Origin of the sequence: Rhodococcus sp. IEGM 1366 (assembly GCF_033142425.1) — a bacterium.
Taxonomy (GTDB): Bacteria; Actinomycetota; Actinomycetes; order Mycobacteriales; family Mycobacteriaceae; genus Rhodococcus_F; species Rhodococcus_F globerula.
Window position 1 is genome coordinate 158216 of sequence record NZ_JAWLRZ010000001.1, and the last position, 12899, is coordinate 171114.

At 61.0% G+C, this 12899-nt stretch carries 15 protein-coding genes and 1 tRNA gene; 9 read left to right on the forward strand and 7 right to left on the reverse strand.

Going from position 1 to position 12899, the window contains the following annotated elements; translation table 11 throughout:
* The first annotated feature begins 178 nt into the window (after positions 1-178).
* The 4 genes from R4P64_RS00765 to R4P64_RS00780 all read left to right on the forward strand — a co-directional run bounded on the left by R4P64_RS00765 (position 179) and on the right by R4P64_RS00780 (position 3315).
* A complete protein-coding gene (locus tag R4P64_RS00765; protein WP_045065136.1) occupies positions 179-958 on the forward strand; it encodes an IclR family transcriptional regulator in 780 nt (259 codons plus the stop codon).
* Positions 959-1063: 105 nt separating this feature from the next.
* Positions 1064-1900: a mycofactocin-coupled SDR family oxidoreductase gene (locus R4P64_RS00770; RefSeq protein ID WP_317818886.1), complete on the forward strand. Its 837-nt coding sequence runs from the start codon at positions 1064-1066 to the stop codon at positions 1898-1900.
* A gap of 42 nt (positions 1901-1942) precedes the next feature.
* Positions 1943-3085: a Rieske 2Fe-2S domain-containing protein gene (locus R4P64_RS00775; RefSeq protein WP_033233432.1), complete on the forward strand. Its 1143-nt coding sequence runs from the start codon at positions 1943-1945 to the stop codon at positions 3083-3085.
* Positions 3082-3315 (forward strand): hypothetical protein, encoded by a 234-nt coding sequence (locus R4P64_RS00780; RefSeq protein WP_317818887.1) that lies wholly within the window; start codon positions 3082-3084, stop codon positions 3313-3315. The genes R4P64_RS00775 and R4P64_RS00780 overlap by 4 nt, the downstream gene beginning before the upstream one ends.
* Before the next feature lie 5 nt (positions 3316-3320).
* Here the strand turns inward: R4P64_RS00780 and R4P64_RS00785 are convergent, their stop codons facing one another.
* The 3 genes from R4P64_RS00785 to R4P64_RS00795 are packed head-to-tail and all read right to left on the reverse strand — an operon-like array spanning position 3321 to position 6207.
* Positions 3321-3944: a lactate utilization protein C gene (locus R4P64_RS00785; protein WP_317818888.1), complete on the reverse strand. Its 624-nt coding sequence runs from the start codon at positions 3942-3944 to the stop codon at positions 3321-3323.
* Positions 3941-5461 (reverse strand): LutB/LldF family L-lactate oxidation iron-sulfur protein, encoded by a 1521-nt coding sequence (locus R4P64_RS00790; RefSeq protein WP_045065146.1) that lies wholly within the window; start codon positions 5459-5461, stop codon positions 3941-3943. Before R4P64_RS00790 ends, R4P64_RS00785 begins: the two co-directional genes overlap by 4 nt.
* A complete protein-coding gene (locus R4P64_RS00795) occupies positions 5458-6207 on the reverse strand; it encodes a (Fe-S)-binding protein (RefSeq protein ID WP_172937026.1) in 750 nt (249 codons plus the stop codon). Before R4P64_RS00795 ends, R4P64_RS00790 begins: the two co-directional genes overlap by 4 nt.
* Positions 6208-6391: 184 nt before the next feature.
* Between R4P64_RS00795 and R4P64_RS00800 the strand changes: the two genes are divergently transcribed.
* The 3 genes from R4P64_RS00800 to R4P64_RS00810 all read left to right on the forward strand — a co-directional run bounded on the left by R4P64_RS00800 (position 6392) and on the right by R4P64_RS00810 (position 8920).
* Complete coding sequence (locus tag R4P64_RS00800; RefSeq protein ID WP_045065149.1) at positions 6392-8059, forward strand: L-lactate permease; 1668 nt, start codon at positions 6392-6394, stop codon at positions 8057-8059.
* A gap of 22 nt (positions 8060-8081) precedes the next feature.
* Positions 8082-8792, forward strand: coding sequence for a FadR/GntR family transcriptional regulator (locus tag R4P64_RS00805; protein WP_033233444.1), 711 nt, complete (start codon positions 8082-8084; stop codon positions 8790-8792).
* 54 nt (positions 8793-8846) lie between these two features.
* Positions 8847-8920, forward strand: a tRNA-Met gene (locus tag R4P64_RS00810).
* 60 nt (positions 8921-8980) lie between these two features.
* Here R4P64_RS00810 and R4P64_RS00815 read toward each other — a convergent pair.
* Positions 8981-9553 (reverse strand): peroxidase-related enzyme, encoded by a 573-nt coding sequence (locus tag R4P64_RS00815; RefSeq protein ID WP_116102652.1) that lies wholly within the window; start codon positions 9551-9553, stop codon positions 8981-8983.
* Positions 9554-9600: 47 nt separating this feature from the next.
* The gene (locus tag R4P64_RS00820; RefSeq protein WP_317818891.1) at positions 9601-10155 is read right to left on the reverse strand and encodes a MarR family winged helix-turn-helix transcriptional regulator; all 555 of its coding nucleotides are present in this window, start codon (positions 10153-10155) and stop codon (positions 9601-9603) included.
* Between the two features lie 69 nt (positions 10156-10224).
* Between R4P64_RS00820 and R4P64_RS00825 the strand changes: the two genes are divergently transcribed.
* Positions 10225-10950, forward strand: a complete 726-nt coding sequence (locus tag R4P64_RS00825; RefSeq protein WP_317818892.1) for an SDR family oxidoreductase — start codon at positions 10225-10227, stop codon at positions 10948-10950.
* A 16-nt stretch (positions 10951-10966) separates the two neighbouring features.
* Here R4P64_RS00825 and R4P64_RS00830 read toward each other — a convergent pair whose 3' ends face one another.
* Positions 10967-11686, reverse strand: coding sequence for a dienelactone hydrolase family protein (locus R4P64_RS00830; RefSeq protein WP_317818893.1), 720 nt, complete (start codon positions 11684-11686; stop codon positions 10967-10969).
* A 163-nt stretch (positions 11687-11849) separates the two neighbouring features.
* On the opposite strand from R4P64_RS00830, the gene R4P64_RS00835 reads away from it, so the two are divergent.
* Positions 11850-12053 (forward strand): cold-shock protein, encoded by a 204-nt coding sequence (locus R4P64_RS00835; protein ID WP_003939930.1) that lies wholly within the window; start codon positions 11850-11852, stop codon positions 12051-12053.
* A 56-nt stretch (positions 12054-12109) separates the two neighbouring features.
* On the opposite strand, the gene R4P64_RS00840 is transcribed toward R4P64_RS00835, so the two are convergent.
* Complete coding sequence (locus tag R4P64_RS00840; protein ID WP_317818894.1) at positions 12110-12844, reverse strand: Clp protease N-terminal domain-containing protein; 735 nt, start codon at positions 12842-12844, stop codon at positions 12110-12112.
* Between the last annotated feature and the right edge of the window lie 55 nt (positions 12845-12899).

The following is a 12899-nucleotide window of genomic DNA, read 5'->3' on the forward strand; positions in this document are numbered from 1 at the left end:
TCGACTCCCGGACAACGGGAGCAGACAAGGAAGTCGAGACGACGTCCTCTGCGCCGCACCTCGCACTCGACTTCCGAACACCGGGACTGACGTTTGAATGTGTCCTGCATCACCGCCACTGTTGTCAGCGAGTGGCGGGATACTCCCTGCCTCCGACGCAGTTGAGGACACCAAAGTCGTGAATGGAACGGTCACAACCTCCAAGGTCAGGCTAGCTACCCGAGAATCCATGTTGGCTCGCGTGACGTCGATTGTCGATGCATACACCTCACCGCACGAGCGGCTCAACCTCGAAGAACTGGCACTGCGGACCGGTTTGCCGCGATCGACTACCCACCGGATTCTCCTGGAGATGGTCGAACTGGATTGGCTCATGCGACACGATCGCGCGTACCGCCTCGGCCCTCGGGCGCTGGGCACGGTCGGCCCGGAAGTGGCGCAAGCGCATGTGCGTATTGCGGCCAACGACATCATTCGCGAGCTCTATCTGCGCACCGGCATGGTGATTCATCTCGGTGTTCTCCACGGTGGACACGAGTACTTTCTGGACAAGATGGGTGGACCGCTCGCCGCCGCGTTGCGCTCACGCGTCGGTGCACGATTTCCCGCGCACCGCGGCGCGGGTGGGCGTTCCATGCTGGCTCTGCTTTCCCCGGAAGAAGTCGATCCGATGATCGAGAGAAACCTTGCGGCTGTACCTTCTGACGACCCTCGAGAATTGGATGCCCTGCACGCCGAACTTGCACGTATTCGTACGTCGCACGGCATCGCCTATCAATCGACCGGGAGGGTCCCGGGGTTCGGTTCCGGAAGAATCTCCAGCTTGGGTTGCGCGATAAGAACTCCCGACGGCGCGGTGGTGTCACTGTGTGTCGCGGGCGAGGCTGAGAAGGTTCATCTCGACCGAGTCACGCCACTGGTCAGGAAGGCCGCCGACGACCTAGCAGCAGCCGTTTGACCTGCTCCATCTCGATAGTCGAGATGCACCGACTGTCCATACAGAGCCTTTGGCTTACTGATTCGAGTACGGCACTAACTGCCCAAGAGGACGAGAGGAATCACCGTGGACGAATTCGAAGGCAAAGTTGCACTGATCACGGGAGCCGCACGAGGCCAAGGACGTTCTCACGCAGTGTCTTTTGCCGAGCGAGGCGCCGACGTCGTCATTGTCGATCGGTGCGAAAATCGTGAGACCGTCACATACCCCATGGCAACTATCGAGGACCTGGACGAAACCGCACGGCTGATCGAGAAGACCGGACGCCGCGCGCTGATCGTACGGGCCGATGTGGCTGATCGAGCTGCGATGGACAGCGCGGTAGCGCAGGGAATCTCAGAATTCGGCCGTATCGACATCGCTGTCGCCAACGCCGGAGTGTCCGCAATGGGTGCCGTCCAAGCAACCTCGACAGCGCTGTGGGACGAAACAATCGGAAGCAATCTCACCGGGGTGTTCAATACCATCGGCGCCGTAGCACCGGGGATGATCGAACGCGGATACGGCCGGATCATCACCATCTCGTCGATGCTCGGCCGCCAAGGTGCAACAAACACCGCAGCCTACGTCGCGTCCAAGTGGGGCGTCATCGGGCTGAGCAAGAGTTCTGCGCTCGATCTCGCGCAGCACGGAATCACCGTCAATGTTGTTGCGCCAGGGAATATCAGCACTCCCATGATCCACAACGACAAGCTCTATCGGCACATGCGCCCCGACCTCGAATCCCCCACCGCCGACGATGTGGAACCCATCTTCCGGTCACTGCACAGCCAGCCTGTTGCCTGGCTTGATCCCTTCGAGATCACGCGCGCGGTGCTCTTTTTCGCGGCCGAGGGCAGCGCCCACATCAGCGGAACAGTCATGCCGGTCGACGCCGGTAACGCTGCCCGCGTCACCGGCTGATCACGCATCGCTCGAACAGTATTCGACCAAAGGAGCCTCACAATGACAACATCAGTACCCGACTCAGACGACGCTATCCGCGAGATTCAGGCCGGCGACGCCCCCACCCGATTTGCTCGCGGCTGGCACTGTCTTGGCCTCTCTCGCGAATTCAACGACGGAAAACCACACTCGATCAACGCTTTCGGCACCAAGCTGGTCGTCTTTGCCGGCGAGAGTGGTGACCTGAAGGTGCTGGACGCCTACTGCCGCCACATGGGTGGCGATCTGTCGCAAGGTGAGGTCAAGGGTGATTCTGTAGCGTGCCCATTCCACGACTGGCGCTGGGGCGGCAACGGAAAATGCACCGGCATCCCCTACGCCCGCCGCGTACCTCCGCTGGCCAAAACTCGATCCTGGCCAACGCTCGATCAGGACGGAATGCTGTTCGTCTACAACGACCCCGAAGGCAATCCCCCGCCGCCTGAGGTAGCACCGCCGCGCATTCTCGGCGCACTGTCCGACGAGTGGACGGATTGGAAGGGCTTCAAGCAGATCGTCGTCAACACGAACTGCCGTGAACTCATCGACAACAACGTCGACATGGCTCATTTCTTCTACATCCACAAGTCATTTCCGACGTACTTCAAGAATGTGTTCGAAGGCCACGTCGCTGCTCAGTACATGAACGGCGTTGGCCGTGACGATTTTCGTCGGCCCGCCGCGGCCGGTGAACCGAAACTGTCGGGAAATAGTTCTTCGGCAGCGTATTACGGCCCGTCGTTCATGATCGACGAGTTGACGTACCACTACGAGAACTTCGATATCGAGTCGATTCTGCTCAATTGCCATTACCCGATCGACGAGAACAGTTTCGTTTTGACGTACGGCGTGATCGTCAAGAACTCCGAGCATCTCGACGGTGAAGCCGCGACCAGTATGGCCGAGAGCATGAGCGGGTTCATCAGCACCGGTTTCGAGCAGGACGTCGAGATCTGGAAGAACAAGGCACGCATCGACAATCCACTCCTCTGCGAACAGGACGGGCCGGTGTACCAGCTTCGCCGTTGGTACGAGCAGTTCTACGTCGACGTCGCCGACATCAGCCCGGACATGGTGGCCCGCTTCGAATACGAACTCGACACCACACGTCCCGTCGAGTCGTGGCGACAAGAGGTTGCCGACAACATGGCAGCACGTCAGTGAGCGAGCCTGTTCAGATCACCTGTGGGACATGCTCGGCCGAGGTTGTGGTGGAGAAGTTCAGTTGGCACCACACAACGGTGCAGTGGGACGCGGCGACGCTGTCCCACTGCACTGAACTCGGCGTTCCCGCAACCGCGACGCATGACATCGCCCCGATGCGCAGCTGCCCACGGCTACGCGACGCGATCGACGTGGCGGCAGTCGAAGGGAAGTTCGGCGACCTCGACTGACCCCCTCAGTCGACGATCACGACATGCAGATTTCGTGGGCCGTGAACACCTTCGACGCGCTCGAGTTCGATATCGGAAGTTGCCGACGGCCCACTGATCATGGTGGTGGGCCGTTCGGGGGTCAGCTTTGCCATCGCCTCGGGCACACCAACTTCCACGCTTGCGCGATGAACGACGCAAATGTGGGTATCAGGCACCAGAGTCAATGCGCGACGCCCCTGATCCGGACCGGCATCGAGAAAAATGGTGCCGGTCTCGGCGCAGGACACTCTGGACCCCGTAACCACCGCGTCCAGTCTCTCGAGCTCCGGCGCAGGCACCTCGGAGCTGTCGACCACCAGTTCGCCGCTGAAGCCTGCAACCCAGGAGCGGTCAAGGCCGACAGGTATACCCACGGTTTTCAGATCGTTCGCGATGAGAATGCCGTTGATCGTCTCCGCGATATCCGTTGCGCTGCACTGATAAACATGCGCCTTGTAGTCCACCAAACGGTCGACAAGAAGTTCGATGCGCTCGGCATCGGGCAAGGTTCTGCCGGTGCGGTACTGACGTGGGATCTGCGCATCGTTTGCGGGAGCCAGCGTGATCGCGTCCCGAATGCGTCCGAGCACCACTTCGCGTGAATTCATTTGCCGGCCTTCCCTTCGCGACGAGCCTCGTCCAGCGCCGCTCGGCCTTCGTCGGAGTCCCACCAGGACCGGAAGGTCTGCTTGGGCGGCGCCGGGATATCCCTGGCCGCGGTCCAGCCGTTCAGCGGCGGCGGAAGCGTCGAGATCTTGCCCTTCTTGCCCGCTACGATGCGGCCGAGCCCAGCTGCCTTCTGCGCGGCAGTCCAGCGCGTCGACGAGGACATCGCGAACGACGCTGCTTTCATCGCCACCGATTCAGCCGTCACACCGGCCTGTTCCACCTTCTGGTGCCTCAATTCGACCAGCAGCGAAGGGATATCGATCTTGACCGGGCACGCGTCGAAGCATGCGCCACACAGGCTCGAGGCAAAGGGAAGCGTCGAGTTGGGGTCGTCCTTGCCGTGCATCCCGGCCAGCTGCGGTGTGAGCACTGCGCCGATCGGTCCCGGATACGTTGATCCGTAAGCGTGTCCACCCGTGCGCTCGTAGACAGGGCACACGTTGAGGCAGGCCGAGCACCGAATGCAGTTGAGCGCCTCGCGGCCGATCTTGTCGGCCAAGGCCGCGGTACGTCCGTTGTCGAGCAGCACCAGGTGAAACTCCTGTGGGCCGTCACCGGGCGTGACACCGGTCCACATCGAGGTGTACGGGTTCATCCGCTCACCCGTCGAGGACCGCGGGAGAAGTTGGAGGAAAACCTCGAGATCCTGATACGTCGGCAGGATCTTTTCGATGCCCATCACGGTGATCAGAGTTTTCGGCAGCGTCAGGCACATGCGTCCGTTGCCCTCGGACTCCACGACGGTCAGCGTGCCGGTGTCCGCGATCCCGAAGTTTGCACCCGAAATCGCGACCGGGGTGGTCATGAACTTGTGGCGCAGGAACTTTCGCGCAGCGCCGGCTAGGTCGGCCGGATTGTCCCCGAGATCGGGGTCCACATCCGGCATCTCACGCAGGAAGATCTCCCGGATCTCGGATCGATTGCGATGGATCGCGGGAACCAGGATGTGCGACGGTTTGTCGTGGCCGAGTTGGACGATCAGTTCGGCTAGATCGGTCTCGTACGCCAAAATTCCCTGGGTTTCGAGGTGTTCGTTGAGTCCGATCTCCTGCGTTGCCATCGACTTGACCTTGATGACCTCGTCGGAGCCGGTAGCTTTGACAAGCTCGGTCACAATAGAGTTGGCCTCGTTGGCATCTGCCGCCCAGTGAACGTGTCCGCCGCGTGCGATCACCGCGGCTTCGAACTGTTCGAGGAGTTCAGGCAACCGCGCCATGACGTCGGTTTTGATTGCAGATCCGGCGTCGCGCAACTCTTCCCAGTCCGGAAGCTCACCCGTTACATTGAGGCGCTTGGCGCGAATGGTGTGCGTGGCCTTGCCGATATTGCGTCGTAGTTGCGCATTGGCCAGCTCGTGATGCGCTGCGACGGGGAACTTTTCGGTTCCTCGCAGAAATCCCGCACCTTCGGGCGACCTCGGGGGAAAGCTGGGCAGACCCAGCGTCACGGCACTCATGCGTGCACCCGGCTTTCCACAGATGCCAGGATCTCAGCGAGGTGAATGGTCTTGGCCCCCATCTGCAGTCGCGACATTCCGCCGCCGATATGCATGAGACAGGACGAATCTCCGGCGCTGCAGAACTCTGCGCCGGTGTCGGCCACATGGCGAATCTTGTCGGCCAGCATGGCCGTCGACGTCTCGGCGTTCTTGATGGCAAACGTGCCGCCGAATCCGCAGCAGGAATCGGCTTCGGGGAGTTCCACCAGATCGATGTCGCGAACGTTGCGCAGCAACTGGAGCGGCTTGTCGCCTACTCGCAGCATGCGCAGCGAGTGACAGGTCGGGTGATAGGTGACCCGGTGCGGGAAGTACGCGCCGACATCTGTGACATCGAGAACGTCTACGAGGAATTCGGAGAGTTCGTACGTCTTTGCCTTCACCGTCTGTACCTGCCCACACAGTGACGCTGTGCCGTAGCGCTCGGCAACAATCTCATGCTGATGCCGGATCGAACCGACGCACGATCCCGACGGCGCGACAACAGCGTCGATCGACGTGTCACCGAACGTATCGGCGTAGTTCGCGACCAGCGGCAGCGCGCCCGGCTGATAGCCGGTGTTGACGTGCATCTGCCCGCAGCAGGTCTGCCCGGGCGGAAACACGACGTCGTGCCCAAGACGGGTGAGCAGGAGGGCGGTGGCCTTGGCCGCATCAGGAAACATCGTGTCTCCGATACAGGTGGCGAACAGCGCTACTCGCATGTGATCTCCGCAATCTTTCGGTGTGGTCAGACCACAGTAAAGCACGGTCAGCGCCACAAGGAACCCGAATACCCCGAAAAAACAAAAAATCCACACAATGCTCGATTGTGAGCCGGGTCATGGTGTACGTTCCTGTGGTCCGACCACACAAACCGTCATTCAGACCGTCTGTCAGGAGATACCAGTGGCTACCGAGCTACTCGCGGTGACTTTCACACCGTCCACTACCGCGATCGGCGGGTCGTTGACCGCGTCGGCGCTCGTCGGGCTGCTTCCCCTGGCGACGTTCTTCGTCCTTCTGACCGGATTCAAACTCAAAGCCTGGTACTCCGGACTCGGCGCGCTGGCAGTTGCCGCGATCGTGGCTGTCGTCGGCTTCGACATGCCCACGTCGCTGACAGCACTCTCGGCTCTCCAAGGCATCACCTTCGGGCTCTTTCCGGTCATGTGGATCGTGGTCACCGCCATCTGGTTCTACGAATTGACAGTCGTCAGTGGACGTTTCGAAGACTTGAGACGCGTCTTCAATACCGTGGGCCGGGGCGATATGCGCGTGCAGGCAATGCTCATCGCATTCTGCTTCGGCGGAATGCTCGAAGCGCTCGCAGGTTTCGGAGCCCCCGTCGCTATTACCGGCGCCATGCTCATCGCACTCGGTATGCCGCCGATCCGCGCGGCCGTGACCGTCCTGGTCGCCAATACTGCACCGGTTGCCTTCGGCGCCATGGCAATTCCGATCACGACGGCCGGCAACCTGACGGGCATTCCCGCTACCGAGATCGCAGCCGTCGTCGGTCGTCAGACCCCGATCCTGGCACTGTTCGTACCGCTTCTGCTTCTGTTCCTGGTTGACGGAAAACGCGGAATGAAGCAGGTCTGGCCCATCGCATTGGTCACCGGCGCCGTTTTTGCGCTCGCACAGTTCTGGTGCTCCAGCCACTTCTCGTACGAATTGACCGACGTCGTCGCATCTCTCGCCGGCCTCGCGGCTGCTGTGACGATGCTCCGCTTCTGGCATCCCGCCACTCCCGACGATCAGCGTTCCAAGGTCGAACCCGAAAAGCTCAGTCCGTCAAGAACCTTCCTGGCACTTTTCCCCTACCTTCTCGTAGTCGTGGTCTTCGGCGTCGCCAAACTCTGGACCGCCGGATTCGACCTCCCCGCCTGGCTGAGCAAGACTGACCGCAAGGTCGAATGGCCTGGTCTGTACGGAAATCTGCTGACCGACACAGGAACTCCCTCGTCGAGCGCGATCTACACGTTCTCCTGGCTGTCGAACCCCGGCACGCTGCTCTTGATCTGCGGCATCATCGTCACAGCCGTGTACGGATTCTGGACTCACGGCGGACGATTCCCGTTGACCGCCGGGCAATCGCTGACCACGTTCGGTACGACAGTCGTGAAGATGCGTCTGGCCATTGCGACGGTCGCCACTGTGCTCGGCTTGAGCTACGTCATGAACCAGTCCGGACAGACCGTCTCGATCGGCACCTGGCTGGCCGGCACCGGCGCTGCATTTGCCTTCTTCTCTCCCATGCTCGGCTGGCTCGGTACTGCCGTGACCGGTTCAGACACCTCCGCAAACGCCCTGTTCGCCAAGCTGCAGCAGGTTGCTGGACAAACCGCGGGCATCGATCCGACATTGTTGGTCGCGGCCAATACATCGGGTGGTGTCGTAGGAAAGCTGGTCAGCCCGCAAAACCTGACGATCGCCGCGACCGCAGTCGGCCAGGTGGGCAGCGAGCCCATCCTGCTGCGCAAAGTCATCGGATACAGCCTCAGCATGCTGCTTATCCTCTGCACGCTCGTGTATCTGCAGTCCACACCGGTCCTGTCGTGGATGCTCCCGTAAGCGCCACCTAGGCTCTTGGCTCATGCCCTCCGATTCGAGTCCACGCGCGTGGGAACAAGTACTGACGCACCTGGAGAAGCGGCTGACCTCGGGAGAAGTCGTCCCGGGTCAGCGGCTTCCGGGTGAGCGCATTCTGGCGGCCGAACTCGGCGTCGGCCGATCATCGGTACGCGAGGCTCTACGCGTCATGGAAGCACTCGGACTACTCAAAGCCCAGACGGGATCCGGCCCGACCTCCGGCGCGATGATCGTGGCCCGCCCTACCGGCGGCATGACCATGCTGATGCGGATGCAAGTTGCCGCACAAGGGTTTCCGGTGACAGATGTAGTGAAGACGCGCCTGGTTCTCGAAGCCGAGGTCATGCAGGAACTTGCGCGGACGCAACCCACACCGGACCTGGGAGCCGCTGTCGAATTACTCGACTCCATGGACAACCTTGATCTCAGCGCACACGAGTTCCTGATCCTCGACGCACAATTCCACGTTGCGCTGGCCGATGCTGCCGGCAACCAGGTTGTCGCGGCCATGATGACGGGGCTGCGCGAATCCATCGAGGCGTACGTCCTCTCCGGAGTGAACCTGGAGTGCTGGCCAACCACGTGCTGCCGGCTCCGGAATGAACACCGCGGAATAGTCGACGCCGTGCAGGCCGGAGATCCTGAGTTGGCGCGCGAACGCATCACCGGTCACATCCGTGGGTACTACGCGGAGAGCACTCACACCGGGGCCTGAACGTGGGTTGGTAATTGCACCCGTTTTTGTAGTGTAAGGTTGGTTTCACACCGACGCGGGGTGGAGCAGCTCGGTAGCTCGCTGGGCTCATAACCCAGAGGTCGCAGGTTCAAATCCTGTCCCCGCTACAAAGTGAAGGCCCGTAGGTTGCGCAAGCAACCTACGGGCCTTTTGCTGTGCGCGCCAATTCAGGAACGAGCCACCCGGCCCATCAGATAGAACTCCGGATTCGGCATCATCCCCGAGAAACTGGCCATTCTGTTGCTCAGGCCGAAGAACGCGGTAACAGCAGCGATGTCCCAGGCGTCCTCGTCACCGAAGCCATGCTTGTTCAACGCCTCGAAATCCGCATCGCAGATCTCGTGCGACGCGGAGTTGACCTTGGTTGCGAAGTCGAGCATCACCCGCTGACGATCGGAGATGTCCGCTGTCCGATAGTTCACTGCCACCTGATCGGCAACCAGCGGCTTCTTTTCGTAGATGCGCAGGATCGCACCGTGCGCGACCACACAGTACGTGCATTTGTTCGCCGCTGAGATGGCGGTAACGATCATTTCACGATCACCCTTGGTGAGCGCAGAGTCTTCCTTGAGCATGATCGCGTCGTGGTAGTCGAAGAAGGCCCGAAACTCTGCGGGACGACGCGCGAACATCAGGAACACGTTGGGCACGAACCCTGATTTTTCCTGAACAGCAAGGATTTTGGCAGCGATATCCTCGGGCACGTCGGCCAGCTCTACTTGCGGAAAACGGTCGGTCACGGTGCCTCCTGGGCTGTCAGCCAATGATCAAATTAAGATAATCACCATTAACTGAGTTGTCCAGGGGCTCCGACGTGCATCGCACCCGGATCCCCTAGTTCGCCATGCAGTCCGCCCAAGAAGATCCGCAACAACTCCGTGAGTTGCGCCTGCTGGGGAGCAGACAGCACCGAAACCAAGTCGGCCTCGCGGCCGAGCACACGGTCGACCAATTGCTCCACCACCTCATGCCCCGCGGCCGTCAGCGACACGTCGACAACCCTCGACCCCGACTTCGTCGACCGCTCCACCAAACCGGCAGCTTCAGCCCGAGCCAGCCTTTGTGAAATTGCGCCTGCCGTCACTCCGGTCCGTTCGGTGATCTGACGGGTCGTCAATCGATACGGCTCCCCAGCTCTCCGCAAGACGCTCAGCAGATCAAGCGTTGCCGTATCTGCGCCCGCGGCGGTAAGGATTCGCCGGCGGTCCTCACCGAGGAGTTTTGCGCACGCCCACAGCCTGGTCACGATGCCGATCCCCTCGACCGGAGTTCCCGGACGCTCGCGCAACCAGGCCAAGGCAATCGCGTCGACGTCGTCGTCAGGGTCCAAGCCACCAGTCACATTGCACCTCATTTAGATCTAAATGATACGTTCTCGTATAGACCTAAACGTAGCTCACTGGAGGAAGACATGACACGCACAGTTCTGGTCACCGGCGGCGGAACCGGCATCGGCCGCGCCGTAGCAGCCGCATTCGCTCAGAGTGACGACACAGTGTTCATCACCGGACGACGCACCGGACCGCTCGAGCAGACAGCAAGCGAACTGAGCTCGAACGTTCACGCCGTAACCTGCGACAACTCTGACCCGAAGGATCTGAAGCGGCTTCAAGACACGCTCCCGGCAAACCTCGACGTCGTAGTGCATTGCGCGGGCGGTAACACGGACTTCGATCGAGAGGCGCCGTCGGATCTCGATACCTTGGCCGCCGGATGGCGAGCCAATCTCGATTCCAATCTATTGTCGGCGGTTCTGACCACTGCTGCCGTCCGCGATCGCCTCACCCCCGGCGGCCGCGTCATCACTATCGGATCCATCGCCGCAGACAAAGGTGCGGGCGCCTACGGCGCAGCCAAAGCTGCTGTCGCAACCTGGAATATCGACCTTGCCGCCGAATTGGGTCCACTGGGAATCACCGCGAACATAGTTTCTCCCGGCTACATCGCCGACACCGAATTCTTCCGTGACGTTCTCACCGACGCTCGACGGGAGGCACTGATCGAAGCCACGAGCACCAAGCGCGCCGGGACTCCGGAAGACGTCGCTGCCGCAGTCCTCTTCCTGGCCTCGGCGGGCGCCGGACAGATCACCGGTCAGGTAATCGCGGTCAACGGCGGAGAACGAACAAGTCGTTGATCTAGCCGCCGTTGATCTAGCGCAGATGACGGCCGAAGAACGCGTCGATTCTCCTCCAAGCATCTTCTGCTGCAACCGGATCAGGGCCCATCCCGAGGATTCGCTCCAGCGGACGCAGCACCTTGGGACCGGCTTCGGCATCGTTGAGGAACGCGTGTCCGGCCGTCGGATATTCCTTGATGTCGTGTTCGACGCCGGCCCTGTTCAGGGCGGTTTCCAGTTTCAGCGCCGCACCCCGCAAGGTGACGTCCTTGCCGCCGAAGCTACCCACCAGCGGGCATGAATCTGCCACTGCCGCATCAAGTTTTCGCGGGAGCTGTCCGTAGTTGACCGAAGCGACGTCAAAATCTTCGGCGCTGATCAGCGCGAATCCGCCGCCCATACAAAATCCGATGACACCGATCTTCCCGGTGCAGTCCGCGGATTCGACCAGCCAGTTTCGTGCGACCCCGATGTCGGTAAACGCCCGCCCCTGCCCGCGGAGCATCGACGTCATCGTCGGTACGAGGCAGCGCCTCGCCCCACCCGCGCTGTACAGATCCACGGCCAACGTCAGAAAGCCGGCGCCGGCGAGGCGCTGCGCTTGCCGCCGCATGACGTCGTCGAGCCCGAAAGCCTCGTGAATCATCACCACACCCGGCCACTGGCCAGGGGTGTCGGGAGTTTCGAGGATGCCACGGAGCGGTTGGGATCCGCCGACAACTGCGGCGCGGGCCGTCAGATCGATGTCCACCATTACCCGATCGTAAGCATTTGCCTGGTAAATGTGCCCGATTCACCCCATCTGAAGTGCGTTTTCGCACGCGGGCGTGCGCCCTGTTGCGCGGCATGGGAGGATGGGGGAATCGAGATCGGGACTTCGATGTGAAACCCGGATCGATTTTGTAGGGAGTATTTGTATGGCACAGGGCATCGTGAAGTGGTTCAACGGCGAAAAGGGCTTTGGTTTCATTGCTCCCGACGACGGAACACCGGACGTGTTCGTTCACTACTCTGAGATCTCAGGCAACGGCTACAAGTCGCTCGACGAGAACCAGCGTGTGGAGTTCGAGGTTGGCCAGGGCCAGAAGGGCCCCCAGGCCACCAATGTGCGCGCTGTCTAGTCAGTGACACAAGAAGAGGGTCGTACCCGCAAGGGTACGGCCCTCTTCTGTTTCTCCTACTGCTCTTGATCGTCCGCACGGGCTTTGATCACAGCAGCCACCGCGGCCTCGATATTCGATTCCGCGACAGCTTTGTCGACGCCGAGGTCGCTCAGAACACCGGAACCGTCCTCGAGTTCCAGCAGTGCTAGCAAGATGTGTTCGGTTCCGATGTAGTTGTGCCCCAAGCGAAGAGCCTCACGGAAGGTCAGTTCGAGAACCTTCCGGGATTGAGCGTCGTACGGGATGAGTTGCGGCAACTCCTCTGATTCGGCCGCAGGCAAAGCCTCTACGACGGCCGTGCGCACTGCGGCAGGTTCGATCCCCTGCGCTGCAATTGCCTGTGGTCCTAACGCTTCCGGTTCGGTCAGGAGCCCGAGAACAAGATGTTCGGGTCGAATCTCCGCATTACCGGCCGCTCGGGCTTCGTTCTGCGCAGCCATCACCACATTCTTGGCACGAACCGTGAACCGACTGAAACCGTCTTCGGGAACCATCAGCTTGCCCTCACCAGCCGCTTTCGGCACAAAACGCTTCTGCGCGGCTTGTTTGGAGACGCCCATGCTCCGACCGATGTCGGTCCACGACGCGCCTGAGCGCCGCGCCTGGTCTACGAAGTGACCGATCAGGTGATCAGCTACTTCACCGAGATGATCAGCGGCAACCATTGCGTCGGACAATTGATCCAACGCGTCGGTGTGAACTTTCTTGATGGCGGCGATGAGGTCGTCGAGTCGGACTTGGTTTGTCATCTTCACTGGATCCTCATGCGTCAACCATAAGTTGACGCATGAGGATCGTCAACCC

Bases quoted from the DNA above. Each gene is read 5' to 3' on its own strand.
- R4P64_RS00830 (WP_317818893.1), bottom strand. From the start codon at position 11,686: ATGGTGGACATCGATCTGACGGCCCGCGCCGCAGTTGTCGGCGGATCC.
- R4P64_RS00775 (WP_033233432.1), top strand. From the start codon at position 1,943: ATGACAACATCAGTACCCGACTCAGACGACGCTATCCGCGAGATTCAG.
- R4P64_RS00805 (WP_033233444.1), top strand. From the start codon at position 8,082: ATGCCCTCCGATTCGAGTCCACGCGCGTGGGAACAAGTACTGACGCAC.
- R4P64_RS00785 (WP_317818888.1), bottom strand. From the start codon at position 3,944: ATGAATTCACGCGAAGTGGTGCTCGGACGCATTCGGGACGCGATCACG.
- R4P64_RS00840 (WP_317818894.1), bottom strand. From the start codon at position 12,844: ATGACAAACCAAGTCCGACTCGACGACCTCATCGCCGCCATCAAGAAA.
- R4P64_RS00835 (WP_003939930.1), top strand. From the start codon at position 11,850: ATGGCACAGGGCATCGTGAAGTGGTTCAACGGCGAAAAGGGCTTTGGT.
- R4P64_RS00795 (WP_172937026.1), bottom strand. From the start codon at position 6,207: ATGCGAGTAGCGCTGTTCGCCACCTGTATCGGAGACACGATGTTTCCT.
- R4P64_RS00825 (WP_317818892.1), top strand. From the start codon at position 10,225: ATGACACGCACAGTTCTGGTCACCGGCGGCGGAACCGGCATCGGCCGC.
- R4P64_RS00790 (WP_045065146.1), bottom strand. From the start codon at position 5,461: ATGAGTGCCGTGACGCTGGGTCTGCCCAGCTTTCCCCCGAGGTCGCCC.